General features: G+C 69.9%; 18 protein-coding genes. 12 read left to right on the forward strand and 6 right to left on the reverse strand.

Annotated features, from left to right (window positions below):
* Positions 1-4 precede the first annotated feature (4 nt).
* Together Q0V34_RS07915 and Q0V34_RS07920 are read right to left on the reverse strand one after the other, a co-directional pair.
* A complete protein-coding gene (locus tag Q0V34_RS07915) occupies positions 5-952 on the reverse strand; it encodes an alpha-E domain-containing protein (RefSeq protein ID WP_297510266.1) in 948 nt (315 codons plus the stop codon).
* Between the two features lie 34 nt (positions 953-986).
* Positions 987-2,498 (reverse strand): circularly permuted type 2 ATP-grasp protein, encoded by a 1,512-nt coding sequence (locus Q0V34_RS07920; RefSeq protein WP_297510271.1) that lies wholly within the window; start codon positions 2,496-2,498, stop codon positions 987-989.
* Positions 2,499-2,759: 261 nt separating this feature from the next.
* On the opposite strand from Q0V34_RS07920, the gene Q0V34_RS07925 reads away from it, so the two are divergent.
* From Q0V34_RS07925 to Q0V34_RS07955, 7 genes are all read left to right on the forward strand, one after another.
* Complete coding sequence (locus Q0V34_RS07925; RefSeq protein WP_297510273.1) at positions 2,760-4,544, forward strand: autotransporter assembly complex family protein; 1,785 nt, start codon at positions 2,760-2,762, stop codon at positions 4,542-4,544.
* 23 nt (positions 4,545-4,567) lie between these two features.
* Positions 4,568-8,743, forward strand: a complete 4,176-nt coding sequence (locus Q0V34_RS07930) for a translocation/assembly module TamB domain-containing protein (protein WP_297510447.1) — start codon at positions 4,568-4,570, stop codon at positions 8,741-8,743.
* Positions 8,744-8,948: 205 nt separating this feature from the next.
* The gene (locus Q0V34_RS07935; RefSeq protein ID WP_297510275.1) at positions 8,949-10,193 is read left to right on the forward strand and encodes a hydrolase; all 1,245 of its coding nucleotides are present in this window, start codon (positions 8,949-8,951) and stop codon (positions 10,191-10,193) included.
* Positions 10,194-11,198: an arginine N-succinyltransferase gene (locus Q0V34_RS07940; RefSeq protein WP_297510277.1), complete on the forward strand. Its 1,005-nt coding sequence runs from the start codon at positions 10,194-10,196 to the stop codon at positions 11,196-11,198.
* Positions 11,195-12,646, forward strand: a complete 1,452-nt coding sequence (astD, locus tag Q0V34_RS07945) for a succinylglutamate-semialdehyde dehydrogenase (protein WP_297510279.1) — start codon at positions 11,195-11,197, stop codon at positions 12,644-12,646. The genes Q0V34_RS07940 and astD overlap by 4 nt, the downstream gene beginning before the upstream one ends.
* Entirely contained in the window at positions 12,643-13,983 is a 1,341-nt protein-coding gene (gene astB / locus Q0V34_RS07950; protein ID WP_297510281.1) for an N-succinylarginine dihydrolase, read from the forward strand. The genes astD and astB overlap by 4 nt, the downstream gene beginning before the upstream one ends.
* Positions 13,980-14,480: a GNAT family N-acetyltransferase gene (locus tag Q0V34_RS07955; protein ID WP_297510283.1), complete on the forward strand. Its 501-nt coding sequence runs from the start codon at positions 13,980-13,982 to the stop codon at positions 14,478-14,480. Before astB ends, Q0V34_RS07955 begins: the two co-directional genes overlap by 4 nt.
* Here Q0V34_RS07955 and Q0V34_RS07960 read toward each other — a convergent pair.
* A complete protein-coding gene (locus tag Q0V34_RS07960; RefSeq protein WP_297510285.1) occupies positions 14,477-15,406 on the reverse strand; it encodes a LytTR family DNA-binding domain-containing protein in 930 nt (309 codons plus the stop codon). The two genes, Q0V34_RS07955 and Q0V34_RS07960, sit on opposite strands and share 4 nt — an antisense overlap.
* 6 nt (positions 15,407-15,412) lie before the next feature.
* On the opposite strand from Q0V34_RS07960, the gene Q0V34_RS07965 reads away from it, so the two are divergent.
* Positions 15,413-16,627: an acyltransferase family protein gene (locus tag Q0V34_RS07965; protein ID WP_297510288.1), complete on the forward strand. Its 1,215-nt coding sequence runs from the start codon at positions 15,413-15,415 to the stop codon at positions 16,625-16,627.
* A gap of 31 nt (positions 16,628-16,658) precedes the next feature.
* On the opposite strand, the gene hspQ is transcribed toward Q0V34_RS07965, so the two are convergent.
* The gene (hspQ, locus tag Q0V34_RS07970; protein WP_297510290.1) at positions 16,659-16,988 is read right to left on the reverse strand and encodes a heat shock protein HspQ; all 330 of its coding nucleotides are present in this window, start codon (positions 16,986-16,988) and stop codon (positions 16,659-16,661) included.
* Positions 16,989-17,149: 161 nt separating this feature from the next.
* On the opposite strand from hspQ, the gene Q0V34_RS07975 reads away from it, so the two are divergent.
* The 4 genes from Q0V34_RS07975 (at position 17,150) to Q0V34_RS07990 (ending at position 20,360) form a co-directional block, all read left to right on the forward strand.
* Positions 17,150-18,259, forward strand: coding sequence for a Ppx/GppA phosphatase family protein (locus Q0V34_RS07975; protein ID WP_297510292.1), 1,110 nt, complete (start codon positions 17,150-17,152; stop codon positions 18,257-18,259).
* Positions 18,256-18,963, forward strand: a complete 708-nt coding sequence (locus Q0V34_RS07980; protein ID WP_297510294.1) for an RlmE family RNA methyltransferase — start codon at positions 18,256-18,258, stop codon at positions 18,961-18,963. The genes Q0V34_RS07975 and Q0V34_RS07980 overlap by 4 nt, the downstream gene beginning before the upstream one ends.
* Positions 18,960-20,006 carry a TrkA family potassium uptake protein gene (locus Q0V34_RS07985; RefSeq protein WP_297510296.1) on the forward strand — a complete coding sequence of 349 codons (1,047 nt, stop codon included), beginning with the start codon at positions 18,960-18,962 and terminating at the stop codon, positions 20,004-20,006. The genes Q0V34_RS07980 and Q0V34_RS07985 overlap by 4 nt, the downstream gene beginning before the upstream one ends.
* 153 nt (positions 20,007-20,159) lie before the next feature.
* Positions 20,160-20,360 carry a hypothetical protein gene (locus Q0V34_RS07990; protein WP_297510298.1) on the forward strand — a complete coding sequence of 67 codons (201 nt, stop codon included), beginning with the start codon at positions 20,160-20,162 and terminating at the stop codon, positions 20,358-20,360.
* A gap of 38 nt (positions 20,361-20,398) precedes the next feature.
* Here Q0V34_RS07990 and Q0V34_RS20805 read toward each other — a convergent pair whose 3' ends face one another.
* Positions 20,399-20,686 carry a type II toxin-antitoxin system RelE/ParE family toxin gene (locus tag Q0V34_RS20805; RefSeq protein WP_367272047.1) on the reverse strand — a complete coding sequence of 96 codons (288 nt, stop codon included), beginning with the start codon at positions 20,684-20,686 and terminating at the stop codon, positions 20,399-20,401.
* Positions 20,683-20,958, reverse strand: coding sequence for a type II toxin-antitoxin system ParD family antitoxin (locus Q0V34_RS07995; RefSeq protein WP_297510300.1), 276 nt, complete (start codon positions 20,956-20,958; stop codon positions 20,683-20,685). Before Q0V34_RS07995 ends, Q0V34_RS20805 begins: the two co-directional genes overlap by 4 nt.
* Positions 20,959-21,030 lie beyond the last annotated feature (72 nt).

The raw sequence follows: 21,030 nt of genomic DNA on the forward strand, positions 1-21,030 counted from the left end.
CTGGCTAGGCGGGCAGGCGCATTTCGAGCGGATAGGCCACGAAGGTCTCGTAGATCGCTTCGTGGATTCGCGCGCATTCGTTGACAACGGTGGTCAGCAGCGGCCCCGCGCCGACGGCTTCCAGCTCGTCGACATCGGCGAACTGCAGCCGCGCCTTGAGGCGTCCGGCCAAGCGCTCGGGGCCTGCCCGTTCGTTGGCGGTGACGCTGCGCGCCAGGGCCGACAGGTGCTGCTCGATCTGGGCGGTGGAGAAGCGGATCGAACGCGGGAAATCCTCGTCGAAGACCAGGAACTCCAGGATGTGGCGGGGCTCGATCTCGGCCGTATAGACGCGCAGATAGGGCTCCAGGGCGCAGGCCATGCGCAGCACGCTGACGAGGGCGACGTGGTCGTCGACGCGGCCCCGGGTCGGCCCCTCGGCGAAACAGACCTCCAGCAGGCGCGACACCAGCTGGGCGCGCTCCATATAGATGCCCAGCATCATGAACCGCCAGCTTTCGCCGTGGCTCATGGTCGTGTCGGCCGCGCCCTTGAACAGGTGCAGGTCGGCGATGACGTCGTGCAGGAAGTTGGCCGAGCCGTCCGAGAACTCCTTGGCGGCGCGGGGGTCGGTGACCTTCAGATAGAGCAGGTTCAGCCGCTCCCAGGTCTCGGTGGTGATCTGGTCGCGAACCTGGCGGGCGTTCTCCCGCGCCCGGGCCAGGGACGAGACGACCGAGTTGGGGTCGCCCCGGTTCAGGACCAGCGCCTGGGCGGCCTCGAACGAGCCGATGGCCTGGCCTTCGCCCGGCTCGCCGACGGCGGCGAGGGCGATCCACACCGCCTGGGCGCCGGACTCGGTCTGGTCCAGCGTGGCGTTCAGCATGACGGACGACAGGCGCGACAGATGCTCGGCCCGTTCGATATAGCGACCCAGCCAGTAGAGGCTGTCGGCGACGCGAGCGAGCATCATGCGAGCGACCTCTTCAACTTAGTAAGCGCGAGCATCATCGCGCCGCCCCCTGGCCGTTGTGGGTGCTGTCGTCGGCCAACACCCAGGTGTCCTTGGAGCCGCCGCCCTGGCTGGAATTGACGACCAGCGAGCCGCGCTTCAGCGCGACGCGGGTCAGGGCGCCGGGCGTGACGATGGTCTTCTCGCCCGACAGGATGAAGGGCCGCAGGTCGACGTGGCGCGGCTCGATCCGGCCGTCGACCAGGCACGGCCCGGTCGAGAGCTGGATGGTGGGCTGGGCGATATAGTTTTCCGGATCGGCCTTGATCGCCTCGGCGAAGGCGTCGCGTTCGCTCTGGCTCGCGTGCGGCCCGACCAGCATGCCGTAACCGCCGGAGGCCCCGACCGCCTTGACCACGTACTTGTCGAGATTGTCCAGCACGTGGGCCAGCTGGCGCGGCTCCCGGCACAGGAAGGTCTCGATATTGGGCAGGATCGCGTCCTCGCCCAGATAGTAGCGGATGATCTCGGGGACATAGGCGTAGACGGCCTTGTCGTCGGCGACGCCGGTGCCCGGGGCGTTGCAGATCACCACGTTGCCGGCGCGATAGGCGTTGAACAGGCCCGCCGCGCCCAGCGAACTGTCGCGCCGGAACGTCAGGGGGTCGATGAAGTCGTCGTCGACCCGGCGATAGATCACGTCCACGCGGCGCAGGCCCGTGGTGGTGCGCATGTAGACCATGTTCTCGTGCACCACGAGGTCGCGGCCCTCGACCAGCGGCACGCCCATCAGGCGCGCCAGATAGGCGTGCTCGTAATAGGCGCTGTTGTAGACGCCCGGCGTCAGCACCACGACTTGCGGGTCGTTGCGCCACTCGGCCGCCATGCTCTTTAGGGTCGACAGCAAAAGGTCGGGATAGCGCTCGACGGGCCGTACGCCGGCGGCGCGATAGGTGCCCGGGAAGGTGCGCTTGGCCGCGTCGCGGTTGGCCAGCATGTAGGAGACGCCCGAAGGGACGCGCAGATTGTCCTCCAGCACCGCGAACTGGCCGTCCTGGCAGCGGATCAGGTCGCTGCCGCAGACGTTCGCATAGGCCTTATGCGGCACGTAGAGGTGCTGCATCTCGCGGCGGAACGACGGCGCGCCCAGCACCAGCTCGCGCGGCACCACGCCGTCCATCAGGATCTGCTGGTCGCCATAGATGTCGGCCAGGAACAGGTTCAGCGCCTGCAGGCGCTGGGTCAGGCCGCTCTCGATCCGCTTCCACTCGTCCGCCGGAATGATGCGCGGGAAGAGGTCGGTCGGAATGATCCGTTCCGTCGTGTTTTCGGCGCCGTAGACGGTGAAGGTGATGCCTTGCAGCAGGAACGAGCGCTCCAGCGTGCGCTGGCGGCCGGCCAGTTCCTCGGCGCCCAGGGTCGACATGCGACCGTGCAGCGGGGCGTAGTGCGGACGGACCTCGCCCTCCGGCGTGAACATCTCGTCATAGGCGATCCCCGGCAGATAGGCCGCCTCGGTCATCGGCAGGGTTGGTGCGTCCACGAGGGTCTGGGTCTTCGCCGCCACGCTTCTTTCCACGCTTGTCTTTCGCCTTGGGTCCCGCCCCAGAGGGCGATGGACCGGTTCGACACTAAAGCGTCGCAAGGACCCTGCGCGCCGGATTCGACATCCGCCGCGTGAATGCGCACGACTGCTTATCATTTGGGCGCCATTCGCCTGCTTTGAGAAGCCACGCTCGCAGCCCGTTCCGTGCAATTCCGGTCGTGACAGCGGCGCGACCCCGGACTACAGCAGGGCGCGAGGGGCGCTTCGCGCGAGGAACGAGACTTGGCTTTTGGGCGGACGTCCCTAGCGCTCACGGCGGCGACTTGGCTCACGGCGTCGGTCGCGTTCGCGGACGAGCCGATGGCCCAGATCCAAGGCGTGGAGGACCGGGCTCTTCGCGACGCCATCCAGCGCGCCATGACCCTCTCCAAGTCCGCCGCGCTCAGCCGGGCCGAGGCGCGCCGTCGCGCGCGCCAGGCCGGCGAGGACGCCATCGCCGTCCTGCGGGCCGAGGGCTACTATGCCTACGCCGTCGAGCCGGACGTTCTGGACGGCGAGCCGCCGCGCGCCGTGGTCAAGATCACGCCGGGGCCGCTGTTCGTGCTGGCCGATCCGCGCATCGACTGGTCTGGCGAGCCGCCGGACGAGGGCACCCGCCAGCGCGCGGCCACCGCCATGCACCTGGCAGAGGGGGAGCCCGGCCGCGCCGCCGACGTGGTCGGCGCGGAGGGCCGGATCGTCGCCCAGGTCGCCAAGCTCGGCTATGCCGACGCCGCGGCCGAACCGCGCGAGGTCGTGGTCGATCACGCCGATCACACCGTCCGCCCATCCTTCAAGATCGCCGCCGGCGAGCTGGTGCATCTGGGCGGGATCGAGGTCGTGACAAAGGGGCGGACCAATCCCGCCTGGGTCGGCCGCCTGGCGCCGTGGGTGGTGGGCGACGTCTACGATCCCGAGGACGTTGCCGAGCTGGAACGCCGCCTGCGCGACACCAGCGTCTATGATTCGATCGCGGTGTCGCTGGCCGGCAAGGACAGCGCCACGCGAGAGGGCTACCGGCCGGTGGTCGTCACCCTGGCCGACCGCAAGGCCCGGACCTTGGAACTGGGCGCCGGCTATTCGACCAGCGAGGGGGCCGGCGTCGACGCCAAGTGGATCCGCTACAACCGCCTCAAGCGCGCCGACACCTGGACCTATGCGCTCCGCTTCGCCAAGCTGGAGCAAAGCGTCGGCGCCGAAGTCGCCTTGCCACACTGGCGTCGGCCTCAGCAGACCTTGAAGCTGAACACCGCGATCTTCCGCAACGATACCGACGCCTATAACGAAACCGGCGCCCGGATCGGCGTCGACCTCACCAAGCGCCGGCAGACGACGGCCTACCGCACCTTCGGCGTGACGGTGGACGTGTCTCAGACCAAGGAACAGGTCAATCGCGGCGGTCTCGTCGCCGGGCGGAAGCTCAACCTCGTCACGGTGGCGGGGCTGGGGGCCTATGCCTGGGACTTTTCGGACAGCATCCTCGACCCGAAACGCGGCTGGCGGCTGGAGGCGCGGGGCGAGCCGACCTACGTGGTGGGCGACACCACCGTTCCCTATCTGAAGCTGACCACCCAGGGCTCGGCCTATATTCCGCTTGGCCGGGGCGCGAGCACGGTGGTGGCGACGCGCCTGAAGATCGGCGCGATCCTGGGCGGCGGCATCCAGGACGTGCCGGCCTCGCGGCGGTTCTACGCCGGCGGCGGCGGGTCGGTGCGCGGCTACGCCTATCAGGCCATCGGCCCGCGTCTGACCGACAATACGCCCCAGGGCGGGATCTCGGTCGTCGAGACCTCGCTGGAGCTCCGCCAGAAGGTCACGCAGCACTGGAGCGGCGTGGCTTTCGTCGACGCGGGGGCGATCGGCACGCACAACACGCCGCAGCGCGAGGACTTCCGGGCCGGGGCCGGGCTGGGGATCCGCTACGACCTCGGCTTTGGCCCCATCCGCGCCGACGTCGCCGTGCCGCTGGGCCGCCGCAAGGGCGATCCCGCCTTCCAGATCTATCTCAGCATCGGGCAAAGCTTTTGAGCGGCGAGCACGACAAGCCCGACCTGAGCGAGTCGGTCGCCCACGCCGCCGAGGCCGCGGGCGAGACCGCCGTCAAGGCCGCCAAGAAGCTGGGCTGGGGCGGCGTGCTGCTGATCGCCTCGGCGATTCTGGCGGCGCTGCTGATCGTCACGGCCGGCGGCCTGCGCCTGGCGCCGATCACGCCGCAGGGGCGCCTGTTCCTGGAAGCCCAGGCCTCCGGTCTAAAGCTGGGCCGGATCGGCAGGCTGCGGATCGAGGGCCTGTCGGGCGACATCTGGAAGGACTTCGGCGTTCGTCGCCTGACGATCTCGGACGAGCGGGGCGTGTGGCTGGAGGCGCATGACGTGCGTGTCGCCTGGCGGCCCACCGAGCTGTTCGGACGCCGGTTCCACGCCGAGCGGGTCAGCGCCCGCGACGTCATCGTCCTGCATCGACCGACCCTGACGCCCAAGGGGCCGGATTCCGGTCCGGCCCCGGTCTCGGTGGCGCTCGACGCCTTCGACCTGCGCCTGATCACGCGGCCCGATTTCAGCGGCAAGGACGGGGACTTCGATGTCTCGGGCGCCTATGACATGGCGCGGCTGGGCGGGCAGAAGGGCAAGCTTTCGGTCGCCTCGCGCCTGCACGTCGGCGATCACCTGACCCTCGACTTCGACCTGGGCCGCAGCGACACGCTGCACCTGAACGCCGACGCCACCGAGGCCGACGGCGGCGCCATCGCCGGCGCGCTGGGCCTGTCCGCCAACCGCCCGTTCGACCTCAAGGCCAAGGCCGACGGCACGACCAGCCGCGCGGCCTTCGACCTGATCGCGCGCACGGGCGACCAGACGCCGCTGCGGGCGAACGGAGCCTGGACGCCAGAGGGCGGATCGGCGCGCGGCCGCCTCGATCTGCAAGCCTCGTCCCTGACCCAGACCCTCGCCAGGATGTTCGGGCCGGAGGCGACCTTCACGCTCGACGGCAAGAAGGCGACCCGGGACGGGCTCTCGGCTCTGAACCTCGATATCCAGGCGCAGAACCTGTCGCTGCAAGGCCATGGCCTCGCCGACCTGGCCAAGCGCCGCACCGGACCGGACGGGCTGGCCTTCACCGCCCGGGTGGGCGCCCTCAAGCGCATCGTCAGCATCCCCCAGATGGGGCAAGGCCAAGCCAACGGCGTCTTCCGGCTCGAGCCTGGCGGGTTCTCTCTCGTGGGTGACGTCGACGTCGCCGACCTGGAGCTGCTGGGCTACCGCCTCAAGCGCGCCAAGGGGCCGGCCGAGGTGCGCTGGGCCAAGGGCGATCTCTCGATCAAGGCCGCGGCGAGCGGCGCCGGCGGCGGCGGGACGGGCCTGTTGGCGCTGCTCGGCCCTGGTCCCAAGGCGACCTTCGAGGGCGAGCGCGTCAAGGGCGGGCGCTTCCTGATCAAGGCCGCGCGCATCGATGCGCCGAACCTGATCGTCACCGGCAAGGGCGAGCGCGGCCCGCTGGGCGGCCTGTCCTTCGACGGCGAGATGAAGGTCGCGAGCATGGGTCCGGTGCGCCCGGGCGCGAAGGGCTCGGTGACCGCCCGCTGGACCGCGTCCAGCTTCGCCGATCGCCCCTGGAGCTTCACCGTCGACGCCCGAGGCGCCGGTTTCGGCACGGGCTACGCCGAGATCGACCGCCTGCTGGGCGCGACGCCGCGCCTGACGGGCAAGGCCAGCTGGAACGACGGCGTTCTGACCGTCGCCGAGGCGCAACTGAACGGCGCGGCGGCCGATCTGAAGTCCGCCGGGCGCCTGGTGGCGCAGGGGCTGGGTCTCGATTTCAAGCTGGACTGGACGGCGTCGGGGCCGTTCCGGGCGGGTCCGGTCGAGGTCACCGGCAAGGCGGCGGGCGACGGCCATGTGGGCGGGGCGCTGTCGGCGCCGAAGGTCGAACTGAACGCCGACCTCGACTCCATCGATCTGCCGCGACTGCCCCTGACCAAGGCGCGCTTGGCCCTGACCTTCGCGCGGGGGCCGAACGCCACCGACGGTTCCGCGACCCTGACCGCGAGCAGCGCCTACGGCGCCGCGCGCGGGCATACGGCCTTCCGGTTCTCGCCGGGCGGAATCGAGCTCAGTGGGCTGGACGTCGACGCCGGCGGGGCTAAGGCGCAGGGGGCGATGAGCCTGCGCGACGGTCTGCCGGCGACGGCCGACCTGAACGTGTCGGTCGGGCCGGGCGCCTTCCTGCCGCAGGGACGGGTGAAGGGCTCCGCGCGCTTGGTCGACGCGCCCGGCGGCGGCGGCGCGACCGCGACGCTGGACTTGACGGCCGAGGACGTGGCCAGCGGCGGCTGGAAGTTGCGCGCGGCGCGGATCAAGGCCGACGGCCCCCTGGCCCGGCTGCCGCTGTCGATCGACGCGCGCGGCGAGGCGCCGGGCGGGCGCTGGCGGCTGGACGGGAACGGCGAACTGGCCCAGGTCGGCAAGATCTACGACCTGAGCCTGAACGCCAACGGCCGCATGGGCCGCACCGAGATCAAGACGCGCGAGGCGGCCAAGATCCGCTTCGGCGACGGCCCGACCCAGACCCGCCTACGCCTGGCGATCGACCGCGGGACCGCCGATGTCGACGCCGACCTCGGGGGCGCGGCGGCCATGCTGAAGGCGCGGCTGGCGGGCGTCGCCCTGACCGCCTTCGATCCCGACCTAGACGGCGACATCGACGGCGACTTCAATCTGCGGGGCCAGGGCGACAAGCTGGCGGGCGACTTCACCATGCGCCTGGCCAACGCGCGCGAGCGGGGCGCGAAGGCGGACCAGGGGCTGGACGCCAAGGTCCACGGCGAACTGACCGACACCCAGCTGACCATCGTCGCCGACGGCGACAACCGCCAGGGCCTGAAGGCCGAGGCCAATCTGGTCCTGCCGGTCGAGGCGTCGGCCCAGCCGCTGAGCCTGATGATCAATACCAAGCGCGGCGTGCAGGGGACGTTCCTCGCCCAGGGCGAGATCAAGCCGCTGTGGAACCTGCTGATGGGCGCGGATCGCTCGCTTTCGGGACGGATCAACCTGCGCGCCAGCCTGGGCGGCACCCTGGCCGACCCGCGCCTGATCGGCTCGGCGACGCTCGACAGCGGCGGGTTCGACGACGGTCAGACCGGCTTTCGTCTGCGCAACGTGACGCTGCGCGCGGCCCTGGCCGACAACGCCATCGACGTCAGCCAGGCGATCGGCGAGGACGGGCAAGGCGGCTCCATCTCCGGCGCCGGCCGGATCAGCCTGGCCCGCGACGGCGTCGGCAACTTCAAGCTCGACATGAAGAGCTTCCGGCTGATCGACAACGACCTCGCCTCGGCCGTCGCGACGGGCCAGGCCGCGGTGAACCGATCGTCGGACGGCAAGATCAAGCTGACCGGCGCCGTGACCCTCGACCGCGCCGACGTGTCGGCCCAGACCAAGACCCCGGCCGGCGTGGTGGCGATGGAGGTGGTGGAGCGCAACCGTCCCCCGGACCTGGATCAGGGCCTGCAGCGCCGCGCGCCGACGGGCGGCATGATCCTGGACCTCGATCTGAAGGCGCCGCGCCGCGTCTTCGTCCGGGGACGAGGCCTCGACGTCGAGCTGTCGATGAACGCCCATGTCGGCGGGACGTCGCTAGCGCCGACCCTGAGCGGCGTCGCCCGCGTGGTGCGCGGCGAGTACGACTTCGCCGGCAAGCGCTTCGCGTTCGATGACGACGGCGTCGTGTACCTCTCGACCCAGCTCGACCATATCCGCCTCGACCTGTCGGCGACGCGGCAGGACACGGCTCTGACCGCGGTGGTCAAGATCCAGGGCACGGCGGCCAAGCCGGAGATCACCTTGACCTCCAAACCGGAACTGCCCAGCGACGAGGTGCTGAGCCAGGTGCTGTTCGGGGCCTCGGCCGCGCAGCTGACGCCGATCGAGGCGGCGCAACTGGCCTCGGCCCTGGCGGCGCTGGCGGGCGGGGGCGGCTTCGACGTGATCGGCAACCTGAGAAGCTTCGCGCGCCTGGATCGCCTGGCCTTCGCCGAGAGCGCCACGGGCATGACCGTGGCGGGCGGCAAGTACGTGACCGACGACGTCTATGTCGAGATCATCGGCGGCGGGCGCGAGGGACCTGCGGCGCAGGTCGAGTGGCGGATTCGCCGAACCCTGTCGCTGGTCTCCCGCATCGGCGGCCAGAACGACGCGAAGCTTTCCGTCCGGTGGCGAAAGGACTATTGAGGTCACGCGATAGCCGGGAGTGGACACCGGCTTTGACGGCTGTCGCGGGTTAGCGAAGAACGGGCTCGCTGATCCATTTCGAATTTCATTCGAAATGGGCGAGCTCTCGCAAGGCTGTTGCGCGGGCGACCGGTTACCTCTCGGGAGGTGAGCACGAATTACCCGCGGCCCTTGGTTATCGTGACTGAGGGAGGACAGGTCTTTCATGCGTCTCGATTCGAAGGATCGCGCGGTTCTGGACTGGATCGCGGGCGAGGGCGGGCGGATCATCGACCGGGCCGTGGCGTGGTGCGCGGTCAACTCCGGCAGCCGCCACTTGGCGGGGCTCGAGCGGCAAAGGCGGCTCCTGCTGGAGGCGGCCGAGAGCCTGCCGTCCGCGCCCGTCGAGATCCCTCTGTCGCCGTCGCGCGAGATCACGCCCGACGGCCTCGAGACCGAGTTCCATCACCCGCCCGCCCTGGCCGTCATCGTGCGTCCGGAGGCGCCGACGCAGGTCGTGCTGACCGGCCACTACGACACGGTCTATCCCGAGACCAGCGCGTTCCAGACGGTCAGCACCCGGCCGGACGGCGCGCTGCACGGGCCCGGGATCGCCGACATGAAGGGCGGGATCTCGGTGATGCTGGCGGCGCTGGAAGCCTTCGAGCGACATCCCGACGCCGCCAAGCTCGGTTACCGCGTGCTGCTGTCGCCCGACGAGGAGATCGGCTCGATCGCGTCCGGCCCGGTCTTGGCGCAGTTCGCCGGCCACGGCCATGTCGGCCTGACCTATGAGCCGGCCCTTGCCGACGGGGCGCTGGCCTCGGCGCGCAAGGGGTCGGGCAATTTCCACATCGTCGTGCGCGGTCGCGCCGCCCACGCCGGCCGCGACTTCGCCGCTGGCCGCAACGCGGTGATCGGCGCGGCGCGCATCGCCGAGAAGCTTCACGCCCTGAACGGCCGCCGCGACGGCGTCACCGTCAATGTCGCGCGCATAGACGGCGGCGCGCCGCTGAACATGGTGCCGGATGTCGCGGTCGTCCGCTTTAACGTCCGCTTTCCGGAGGCGCGGGCCGCCGCCTGGTTCGAGGCGGAAGTCGCGCGCATCGTCGCCGAGATCGACGGCGACCTTCACGCCCACCTGCACGGCCTGATCACCCGTCCGGCCAAGCCCTTCAACGCCGCGCAGCAACGCTTGTTCGGCGCGGTCAGGGACGTCGGCGCGCTGCTGGGCCAGGACATCGCCTGGAAGCCGTCGGGCGGCGTCTGCGAGGGCAACAACCTGTTCGCCTCGGGCCTGCCCAATGTCGACACCCTGGGCGTGCGCGGCGGCGACATCCACAGCGAGGCCGAACACGCCTGGCCCGAAAGCTTCGTCGAGCGCGCACAGCTGTCGACCCTGATCCTGATGAAGCTGGCCAGCGGCGAGATCGACGCTCGCGGCATCCGGTCGGCCATGGAGACCCCCTGAATGCTCGTCGTCCGTCCCGCCGGCGCCGCCGATTTCGACGCCCTGATGGAGCTGGCCGTGCTGTCCGGTCGCGGCTTCACCAGCCTGCCCGAGGACGAGCCGACCTTGCGAGCCCGGCTGGCTCTCTCCGAAGCCAGCTTCCAGGCCGGCGTCGCGCCGCCCGAGGCCTGGTACACCCTGATGCTGGAGGACCTGGAGACCGGCTCGATCGAGGGCGTCGCCGGGGTCAAGGCCGGGGTTGGCCTGAAGCGCCCGTTCTTCTCGTTCCGCGTGGTGACCCTGGCCCAGTCGTCGCCGACCCTGGCGATGCGCTTCGATCACAAGGCGCTGGTGCTGGTCAATGAATGCGCCGGTTGGTCGGAGGTCGGCTCGCTGTTCCTGCGGCCCGAGAAGCGCAAGGGCGGGGCGGGGCGGCTGCTGGCCCAGTCGCGCTACATGCTGATCGGCATCGAGCCGCAGCGCTTCGCCGAGATGGTGCTGGCCGAGTTGCGCGGCTGGTTTGACGACGACGGTCGCTGTCCGTTCTGGGAGCACGTGTCGCACAAGTTCTTCCGCCTCGAGTTCGACCAGGCGGACCTGATGAGCGCCTCGACGGACGGCCAGTTCATCCTGGATCTGGCGCCGCGCCATCCGATCTATACCGAGCTGTTGCCCGACGAGGCGCGCGAGGTGATCGGCCGCGTCCATCGCGACGGCGAGGCGGCGCGGGCCATGCTGGAGCGCGAGGGCTTCCGCTACCAGGGGCTGGTCGATCTGTTCGACGCGGGCCCGACCGTGGCCTGCCCGCGCGACGACATCCGCACGGTGCGCGACTCCAAGCGCTTGCGGATCAGGGCGGGCGAGGACGCGTTCGGCGAGGAGGCGCTGATCTCGACCAGCGAGGTGGCGCGGTTCCGGGCGATCCGCGCGCCGGTGCTGATCGACGGCGAGACGGCGATCCTGGATCGCGCGGCGATGGACGCGCTGGGCGTCCGCGAAGGTGAAATGGTGCGGGTGAAGGCATGAGCGGCGTGTTCATCGACGGCCAATGGCGCGCGGGGCGCGGCCCTGAACGGGTCTCCACCGATCCGGCCAGCGGCGAGGTCGTCTGGCGCGAGGCGACGGCCAGCGAGGCCGACGTCGCCGAGGCCGTGGCGGCCGCCCGCCGCGCCTTCCCCGCCTGGGCCGACCAGCCGCGCGAGGCGCGGATCGCGATCCTGCGCCGCTACAAAGAGGTTCTGGTCGAGCGGACCGCCGCTTTCGCCGAGGCCCTGAGCCGCGAGACCGGCAAGGCCTTGTGGGAGACCAAGGCCGAGCTCGGCTCCATGGCCGGCAAGGTCGATCTGTCGATCAAGGCCTATGACGAGCGCACCGGCGTCACCGACAATCCCATGCCGTTCGGCCGTGCGGTGCTGCGGCACCGGGCCCACGGGGTGATGGCGGTGCTGGGGCCGTTCAACTTCCCGGGGCACCTGCCCAACGGCCACATCGTGCCGGCCCTGCTGGCCGGCGACACCGTGGTGTTCAAGCCCTCGGAAGAGACCCCGCTGGCGGGGCAGCTGATGGTCGAGGCCCTGGAGGCGGCCGGGGTTCCGGCCGGGGTGGTCAACCTCGTCCAGGGCGGTCGCGAGACGGGCCAGGCTTTGATCAATCAGGAGATCGACGGCCTGCTGTTCACCGGCTCGGCGGCGGCTGGGGCCTTCTTCCGCCGCCATTTCGCCGATCGGCCCGACGTGATCCTGGCCCTGGAGCTGGGCGGCAACAATCCGCTGGTCGTGTGGGACGTCGGCGACGCCGAGGCCGCCGCCGCCCTGGTCGTCCAGTCGGCCTTCATCACCACCGGCCAGCGCTGCTCGTGCGCGCGACGCCTGATCGTGCCCGACGACGCCAGCGGCCGCGCCGTGATCGAGGCTACGGCCGTGTTGATGGACCGGCTGACAATCGGGCCTTGGAACGGCGAGGTCGAGCCGTTCATGGGACCGCTGATCTCGGTCCGCGCCGCCCAAACCGCCCGCGCCGTGGCCGACACCCTGGGCGGCGAGCGCATCCGCGCGCTGGGGCCGGTCGAGGGTCTCGGCGAGGCCTTCGTCACGCCCGGCATGGTCGACGTCACCGGCGTCGACACGCCGGACGAGGAGCTGTTCGCGCCGTGGCTGCAGGTGCGCCGCGTCGCCAGTTTCGACGAGGCCCTGACGGCCGCGAACGCCACGCGCTATGGTTTGTCGGCGGGGCTTATCTCCGAGGATTCAACGCTCTGGGAGCGGTTCCTGAACCTGATCCGCGCGGGCGTCGTCAACTGGAACCGGCCGACCACCGGCGCGGCGGGCTCGATGCCGTTCGGCGGCCTGGGGGCCTCGGGCAATCACCGGCCCAGCGCCTATTACGCCGCCGACTATTGCGCCTATCCGATCGCCAGCTTCGAGGCGCCGGCCGTCGTCGACACCCTAAAGGATATCAAGGGGCTGCGCGGATGACCTCGGCGGTCGAGGCCAATTGCGACGGCCTGGTCGGGCCAACCCACAGCTATGTCGGCCTGGCGCCCGGCAACCTGGCCAGCACGCGCAACGCCGGCGAGGTCTCCAACCCCCGCGCGGCGGCGCTGGAAGGGCTGGCCAAGATGCGCCGGCTGGCCGATCTGGGCATCCCTCAGTTCGTTCTGCCGCCGCATGAGCGTCCGGCGGTAAGCCTTCTGAAGACTCTCGGTTTTTTCGGCACGGATGCGACGGTGCTGGAACAGGCCTGGAAGGTCGCCCCGGCCCTGGCCGCCGCCGCCTGCTCGGCCTCGCCGATGTGGGCCGCCAACGCCGCGACCGTGACCCCCAGCGCGGACGCCGAGGACGGCCGCGTCCACTTCACCCCGGCCAACTTGCTGACCAACCTGCACCGCAGCCTGGAGGGGCCGCAGACCGCCCGCGCCCTGCGTCGCCTGTTCCCGGATGAGGCCCGCTTCGCGGTGCATGATCCGCTGCCTGCCCAGCCGCACTTCGCCGACGAGGGCGCGGCCAACCATGTCCGGCTCTGCGCCGAGCACGGGGCGCCGGGGGTGAACCTGTTCGTCTGGGGGCGCGAGGCCTGGGGCCATTGGGACGGCAGGTTCCCCGCGCGCCAGACCCGCGAGGCCTTCGAGGCGATCCAACGTCGGCACGGCGCGGCGCGGGCGGTGTTCCCCCGGCAGGCGAGGGCGGCGATCGAGGGCGGGGCCTTCCACAACGACGTGGTCTGCGTCGGCACGCGGGAGTGCCTGTTCTTCCACGAACGCGCCTTCGAGGACCGCGCCGCGATGGAGCGCGAGGTCCGGGCGGCGGCGCAAGGGCTGTTCGAGCCCGTCTTCGTCGAGATCGCCGAAGCCGACCTGCCGATGGCCGATCTGGTGGCCAGCTATCTGTTCAACTCGCAGCTGCTGGTCGTCCCGGGCGAGGACCGCCTCGTTTTGCTGGCGCCGGCCGAGACGCGGGACAACCCGCGCGCCTTCGCCGTCGCCGAGGGTCTGGCCAGTTCGAACGGGCCGATCGGTCGCGTCGACTATGTCGATGTCCGCCAGAGCATGCGCAATGGCGGCGGGCCGGCCTGCCTGAGGCTGCGGGTGGTGCTGACCGAGGACGAACTGGCGGCGACGAACGCGGCCCAGCGCTTCACCCCCGGCCTGCATGCGACGCTGGTCGACTGGGTCACGCGCCGTTATCGCGACCGACTGGCGCCGTCGGACCTCGCCGATCCGAACCTTTTGATCGAGAGCCGCGAGGCGCTGGACGAACTGGCCCAGCTCCTCGACCTTGGCGGCGACTTCTACCCGTTCCAGAGGGCGTCATGAGCGTCACGATCCGCCAGGCCAGTCTCGACGACGTCGCCGGGATCATGGCCGTCCACAAGGCCGCGGCGGTCCAGCCGGTCGGCCTGGCGCGGACGCCCGAGGAGATCACCGAGACCTATGTCCGCGGTGTCGTCGACGCGCCTGGCGGGGTCTGCCTGGTCGCCGTCGACGCCGACGGAGCGATCCGCGGCGAAATCCATGCGCGCCGGGAGCATATCGCGATCTTCTCCCACGTCCTGGGCGGGGTGACCGTGGCGGTGCGGCCGGACTCCCAAGGTCAAGGCATCGGCTCACGCCTGTTCAAGGCCCTGATCGCCGAGGCGCGGAGCATGACGCCGCCTATCCTGCGGATCGAGCTGGCGGCCGGGGCGGGCAATCTGGACGCCATCCGCCTCTACGAGCGCCTGGGCTTTCAGCATGAGGGGCGGCAGCCCAGGCGCGGACTCTATCCCGATGGCCGCTTCGAGGACGACATTCTGATGGGGATGCTGCTCTAGGCGCGGAGCGCCGCCAGGGCCTCCGGGAAGCGGCGCGACAGCGGGACCTCGACCGCGCCCAACTCCACCGAATAGTCGCCCGAGCCTTCCGGCTTCAGGCCGGTCACGCGCGCCATGTTGACCAGCCAGGACTTGTGCGTCCGGACGAAACCCTCGCGGCTCAAACCCTCGAGCGTCGCGCTCAGCGATGAGCGCATCAGGGGGCGGCGGCCGTCGGCCAGCAGGAACTCGACATAGTTCCCCGCCGAACGCACGGCCAGGATGTCGGCGACGGGGACGCGGACCAGACGCGCGCCGTCCAGGATGTCGAAGGTGGCGGGCGAGGCGGCGGCTGCGACCTCGGCCGGCCGCTGGGCGCCGCGCCGCAGGGCCAGCCAGAAGATGATCGAGGCGATGCCGTAGCTCAGCATGTCCTTGCGGAATTCGTAGGGGAACTCCGTCGCCAGCGGCCCGAAATGGTAGGCCTCGCGCAGCAGCACGCCATGAGCCAGCCGCCGCAGCGCGACGAAGCCTGCCACGTGCAGGATCGAGTAGAGCAGCATCGCCGCCGCGTGGCCCGGAACCGCGAGCCGCCAGGTCGGTCGGGCCCGGATCATCCAGAGCGCCATCGCTCCCGGGATCGAGAAGATGCAGAAGGTGACCAGCGCGCTGCTGATCTCCCAGATCGCGGGCCGGATCAGGCCGAGGCGCGGCGCGTCGTGCTGGATCGTCAGGATGTTGACCACGGCGATCGCCGACACCAGGGTCACGCCCAGCAGCCAGGCCCGCTTGAGCCAAAGCCGCGCCTCGCCGGTCATCCCGAAAAGACCGCCGCTCGTCCCGGCCCATGTTCCGCTTGTCCCGGCCAGCGACCGCTGATCCCCGAGCGCTTGGCCTCGGGCGCGGTCCTTGGGCAGGTCTCTGGCATCGTCTTTCACGCCGGACATTCCCCGATGACCACGCCCGCCCCACCGCTCGACCGCCGTTACGACCTCGACTGGATTCGGGTCGGCGCGTTCTTCCTGCTGATCCTTTATCACACCGGAATGTTCTACGTGCCCTGGGATTGGCACGTGAAGTCGCCGCATATCGTCGAGGGGCTGATGCCCTTCATGCTGCTGACCAATCCCTGGCGGCTGACCCTGCTGTTCCTGGTTTCGGGCGCGGCGACGCGGTTCATGGCCGACAAGGCGACCGTCGGGGCGCTGACGCGGGCCCGCGTCGCGCGGCTGGCGCCGCCGCTGGTCTTCGCCATGCTCGTGGTCGTGCCGCCGCAGTCCTACTACCAGGTGGTCGAGTACATCGCGCTGCACCCGAACAGCGGCCTGTCGGTCGACCACTTCTGGCTCCGCTATGTCACCGGCTCGGGCCACTGGTGCGGCCTCGATGGCCATTGCCTGGTCACGCCGACCTGGAACCACATGTGGTTCGTCGCCTATCTGCTGTTCTACACGGTCGTTCTGGCGCTGCTGCTTCTGGTCTGGAAAACGGCCGGCCAGGCGATCCAGCGCGCCGCCGAAGGGCTGCTTCGGGGCGCTGGACTGCTCGTCTGGCCGATCGTGTTCCTGGGCTTCCTGCGCGCGACGCTCTATCCGAGATTCGGCGAGACCCACGCCCTGATCGGGGACCACTACGTCCACGCGGTATCGTTCAGCGCCTTCCTGCTGGGGTTCGGGCTCGCCAAGTCCGAGGCGCTGCGCGACCGCCTGACCGCCGTCCGCTGGCCCGCCTTGATCGCGGCGGTCGCGGCCTGGGCGGGCTGGGCGATCTATGTCTGGACCTATCGCCACGACACGCCCGTCCCGTCGCCGGCGCTGAAGCTCGTGATGCGCTTCGTGTTCGCGACCGACACCTGGTGCGCCATCGTCGCCATCCTGGGCTTCGGCGCCAGGCATCTGACGCGGGGCGGACCGGTCCTTCGCTACCTGACCTTGGGCGTCTTCCCGTTCTATCTCGTGCACCAGACCCTGATCGTCGTCATGGCCTACCATCTGGCCAAGCTTGGCTTGCCGCAGGGGCTGGAGGGCGCGATCCTGGTCGTGGCGACCTTCGCCGGCTGCTTCGCGACCTATGAGATCGCGCGCCGCGTTCCCGGCGTTCGGATCCTGTTCGGCCTGAAGGGGGAGCCCGCCAAGACGGCCGCTCATCGATCAACAGCCTTGGCCTAGGCCCGCGCGGCGATAGCCCGCGGGCTTGCGCCTAGTGCGAGATCCGCGGGCGAAGCTTGTATTGGCCGTGATTGAACGACTCGAAGATCACCGAGGTCTGCGGGTGCCCCACGGGCTCGCCGCTGTCGTCGGGCAGCAGGTTCTGCTCGGACACATAGGCGACGTAGCTGTTGTCCTCGTTCTCGGCCAGCAGGTGATAGAAGGGCTGGTCCTTACGCGGCCGGATGTCCTCGGGGATGGACTGCCACCACTCCTCGGTATTGGCGAACACCGGGTCGACGTCGAACACCACGCCCCGGAAGGGGAAGATGCGGTGCCGGACGACCTGGCCGATCGCGAACTTGGCGAGTCTCGAGTTCATGGCGCCCAAACTAGCAGAGCCGACCTGACTGAAAGCTGAACGTAGAACTCAGAACGCGGAAGACAAGGCGGCGCCTTCCGAGAGGCGAGCGACATGATATGGTCGACTCGAAATGAGGCCGCGCAACCCGTCGCGCGGTCTGCGAGACAGGTATCGAGACCATGTCGGAGGCGCCGCGCGCGCCCGGCGCGCCACAAGGTCGGCGCCGGCGGTCTCAGGACGACTCCGTCGCGTGCTACGCGGCGCTCGACCTGGGCACCAACAACTGCCGCCTGCTGGTGGCCACGCCCACGCCGCGCGGCTTCCGCGTCGTCGAGGCCTATTCCCGCATCGTGCGCCTGGGCGAGGGCCTGTCGCAGACCGGTCAGCTGTCCGAGGCGGCCATGGATCGGTCGCTGGCCGCGCTGAAGGTCTGCGCCGAGAAGATCCGCCGCCGCAAGGCGCTGCGGGTCAAGGCCGTGGCGACCCAGGCCTGTCGCGGCGCCGCCAACGGAGCCGCCTTCGTCAAGCGCGTCCAGGAAGAGACGGGGCTGAAGCTGCAGATCATCAGCCCCAAGGAGGAGGCCCAGCTGTCGGTGGCCGGCTGCATGAGCCTGTTCGATCGCCAGCAGGACGCGGCCCTGGTGGTCGATGTCGGCGGCGGCTCGACCGAGCTGTCCTGGGTCGACCTCAAGGGCGGGGGCCTCGACGCCAAACCCCGGCAGTTCGCCGCCTGGAAGCTGCCGATCAAGGCCTGGCTGTCGATCCCGGTCGGGGTCGTCACCCTGGCCGAGCGTTTTCCGGAAGGCGAGCGCGCCGACGAGGGTTGGTTCAGGGCCATGGTCGACGACGTCAAGGCGCGGATCGAGGCCTTCCCGCACGCCGAGCCGATGCGGCGCATCTTCGCCGAGGGCAGGGCGCATCTGGTCGGCACCTCGGGGGCGATCACCAGCCTGGCGGGGCTGCACCTGGGCCTGCCGCGTTACGACCGCAACGTCGTCGACGGCCTCTGGATGGATCGCAAGGACTGCGACGCCGCCGCCGACCGGCTGCTGGGCCTGACCGCGGCGGAGCGGGCCAAGGAGCCGTGCATCGGCGCCGATCGCGCCGACCTCGTCCTGGCCGGCGCGGCGATCCTGCAGGCGGTTCAGGAGCTCTGGCCCTGTTCGCGCGTGCGCGTCGCCGATCGAGGGCTTAGAGAGGGGCTTCTGATGTCCCTGATGTCCGACCAGCAGAAGCGTCCGCGTCGACGCCGTCGCGGCGGCGCACCCAGCAGAACGGCAGCCGCATGAGCGAAGATCCTCCCCGCCGCCGCATGGTCAAGCCGCCCACCGGCGGCAACGAGGGCGGGCGCGGCAAGCCGGCGCGCCTGAAGACCGCCTATGGCCGCACGCCCAGCCAGCAGGCCTGGCTGGAGCGGCAGATCAACGATCCGTTCTCGGCCAAGGCCCGGGCGCTGGGCTATCGCAGCCGAGCGGCCTTCAAGATCAGCGAGATCGACGACAAGTTTCGGTTCTTCCGGAAGGGCGCGAAGGTCATCGACCTGGGCTGCGCGCCGGGCGGCTGGCTGCAGATCGCCGTCGAGCGCGGCGTGACGACCCTGGCCGGCATCGACCTGCTGCCGGTCGACCCGGTGGCGCCGGCGCACATCCTGGAAATGGACTTCACCGCCGACGGCGCCCCCGACAAGCTGCTGGAACTGTTGGGCGGCGAGCCGGATCTGGTGATGTCCGACATGGCGCCCAACACCGTCGGCCATCGCGAGACCGATCACCTGCGCATCGTCGGCCTGATCGAGATCGCGGCCGAGTTCGCGATCGACGTCCTCAAGCCCGGCGGCGCGTTCGTCGCCAAGGCCTTCCAGGGCGGCGAGACGGCCGAGGTGATCGGCAAGCTCAAGCGCCACTTCGACAAGGTCCAGCACTTCAAGCCCAAGGCCAGCCGCCAGGACAGCTCGGAGGTCTTCCTGGTCGCGACGGGGTTCAAGGGGCGGTGAGGGGGCGGGACGGCGTGATCGGCGAGCTGATCGCGCGGCCGTTCCGCAATCTGGCCGCGGCCGTGGCCTTCGTGTTCGCGGTCGCCGCGTGCGCGGTCCTGGCCTACATGCGGGCCGGCTGGCCGTTCGAAGACGCGCTCTACATGGTCACCCTGACCATCTTCACCGTCGGGTACGGCGAAGTCAGGCCCATCGACACCACCTACTTGCACGTGGTGACCATGGCCACGATGGTGTTCGGGTGCACGGGCGTCATCATCGTCACCGGCGCGCTGGTGCAAGCCCTGACCCAAACGCAACTGGAACAATTCTTCGGAAAGCGCGTGGAACGCGACATCGACAAGCTGGACGGTCACGTCATCATCTGCGGCTTCGGCCGCATCGGCCTGATGCTGGCCAGCGAACTTTCAGCTGCGGGCGAGACCTTCGTCATCGTCGAGCGCGACGAGGGGCGCTGTCAGGAGGCGCGGGATCTCGGCTATCTCTGCCGCCACGCGGACGCCACCGACGAGGACGTCCTGCGCGCCATGCACGTCAAGCGGGCCAAGGTGCTGGCGACCGTCCTTCCCGACGACGCGGCCAATGTCTTCATCACCCTGTCGGCGCGCAGTCTCAACCCGACCATCGAGATCATCGCGCGCGGCGAGCGGCCGACCACCGAGCGCAAGCTGCTGCAGGCCGGCGCGGACAAGGTCGTGATGCCCGCGCACATCGGGGCCGAGCGCATCGCCGAAATCATCCTCTACCCCCGCATGGCCGGCTATCTGCGCGAGGCCCGCACCGAGACGAGCACCCGCGAAGAGCGTCTGGCGGCGCTCGGCCTGGACTTCAGCGTGGTCACGGCGCCCGCCTCGTTCCAGGCCCGCCGGATGACGGTCGGCGAGTTCGAACGCCGGGGCGGGGGGCTTCTGGTCGTCCGCATCGATCGCGTCGACGGCGACGTGATCGAGGCGCCCAAGCCGGACGATGTGATCCGGGCGGGCGACGGCGTGGCGGTGGTCTCCAAACTGGGGCGGCTCGGCCTCTCGGCGATCACCGACTAGGCGGCGCGCTGCCGCTTGGGTTGCCGGCACGCCTTTGGACAATTACAAGGCGTTGATCCAAAACGGAAATTTACATTTCTTTCTCTTGCCAAGACTCTTCGACGGCCCGAGCGTCTGAAACGCGCATTTCTCGCGCGAGGAGGAAGCCCAACCATGTCGAAGTCCCTGAGCATCGCCGTCGCCTTGGCCGTGGCTCTGTCGAGCGCCAGCGCCGCGTTCGCCGCCGCGCCCTGCCGCGACGCCAAGGGTAAGTTCATCAAGTGCCCGCCGGCGGCCGCCGCCAAGCCGACCAAGTGCAAGGACGCCAAGGGCAAGTTCGCCAAGTGCGGCACGCCGGGCGCCAAGCCGGTCTAGAGAGTCAGAAGGGGCGGCGGCGTCTCGGGGCGGATGGCCTAGAGTAACGAGGGTATGTCCCGCGCGCCGTCGAACACGCGAAGTATCAGGACGTCGTGTTCCTCGACCCTGTAGCAGATGACGTACCGACTGTAGGGCGCTCGGCGGACACCTCGCGCTTCATACCCGTCGAGACGGGCAAAGGCATAAGGGCGATCGGCCAGGGCCTCGCACGCTTCTCGGAGTCCGCCGACGATCTTTCTAGCGGCATTCGGTCGATCCGCCGCGATCCAGTCCGCGATCGCCTTGAGATCGCGAAGAGCGACCGCCGTGAACCGAGTCCTCATTCCTCCGCGAAACCGGCGGGCTGAGCCAGACGTGCATCGAGTCGTGTCTCGACCTCGGCGAAGGCGTCTTCCAACGAGACGGTCCGTCCAGCGTCCGCATCCGCTAAGCCGGCCTCGATCGCCGCATGGAACGCCGCTAGCTTGGCTTCGCGCTCCTGCACCAGCCGCACCCCCTCGCGCAGCACCTCGCTCTTGGAGCCATAGCGGCCTTTGTCGATCAGATCGTTGACTGCGGCCTCCAGTTGCACGCCCAGATCGACACTGATGGCCATCGGCATTCTCCTCTTCGTCAATATCTATTATTGGCGTCGCTGCGGCAAGCAGGCGTCGTTCGACGCCGCCGC

Origin of the sequence: uncultured Caulobacter sp., assembly GCF_947036865.1 — a bacterium.
Classification (GTDB): domain Bacteria; phylum Pseudomonadota; class Alphaproteobacteria; order Caulobacterales; family Caulobacteraceae; genus Caulobacter.

Coding starts and splice junctions, on each gene's coding strand:
- Q0V34_RS07915 (WP_297510266.1), bottom strand. CDS start 952: ATGATGCTCGCTCGCGTCGCCGACAGCCTCTACTGGCTGGGTCGCTAT.
- Q0V34_RS07940 (WP_297510277.1), top strand. CDS start 10,194: ATGCTCGTCGTCCGTCCCGCCGGCGCCGCCGATTTCGACGCCCTGATG.
- Q0V34_RS07955 (WP_297510283.1), top strand. CDS start 13,980: ATGAGCGTCACGATCCGCCAGGCCAGTCTCGACGACGTCGCCGGGATC.
- Q0V34_RS07965 (WP_297510288.1), top strand. CDS start 15,413: ATGACCACGCCCGCCCCACCGCTCGACCGCCGTTACGACCTCGACTGG.
- Q0V34_RS07975 (WP_297510292.1), top strand. CDS start 17,150: ATGTCGGAGGCGCCGCGCGCGCCCGGCGCGCCACAAGGTCGGCGCCGG.
- Q0V34_RS07980 (WP_297510294.1), top strand. CDS start 18,256: ATGAGCGAAGATCCTCCCCGCCGCCGCATGGTCAAGCCGCCCACCGGC.
- astB (WP_297510281.1), top strand. CDS start 12,643: ATGACCTCGGCGGTCGAGGCCAATTGCGACGGCCTGGTCGGGCCAACC.
- Q0V34_RS07990 (WP_297510298.1), top strand. CDS start 20,160: ATGTCGAAGTCCCTGAGCATCGCCGTCGCCTTGGCCGTGGCTCTGTCG.
- Q0V34_RS07995 (WP_297510300.1), bottom strand. CDS start 20,958: ATGGCCATCAGTGTCGATCTGGGCGTGCAACTGGAGGCCGCAGTCAAC.
- Q0V34_RS07935 (WP_297510275.1), top strand. CDS start 8,949: ATGCGTCTCGATTCGAAGGATCGCGCGGTTCTGGACTGGATCGCGGGC.
- Q0V34_RS20805 (WP_367272047.1), bottom strand. CDS start 20,686: ATGAGGACTCGGTTCACGGCGGTCGCTCTTCGCGATCTCAAGGCGATC.
- hspQ (WP_297510290.1), bottom strand. CDS start 16,988: ATGAACTCGAGACTCGCCAAGTTCGCGATCGGCCAGGTCGTCCGGCAC.
- astD (WP_297510279.1), top strand. CDS start 11,195: ATGAGCGGCGTGTTCATCGACGGCCAATGGCGCGCGGGGCGCGGCCCT.
- Q0V34_RS07960 (WP_297510285.1), bottom strand. CDS start 15,406: ATGTCCGGCGTGAAAGACGATGCCAGAGACCTGCCCAAGGACCGCGCC.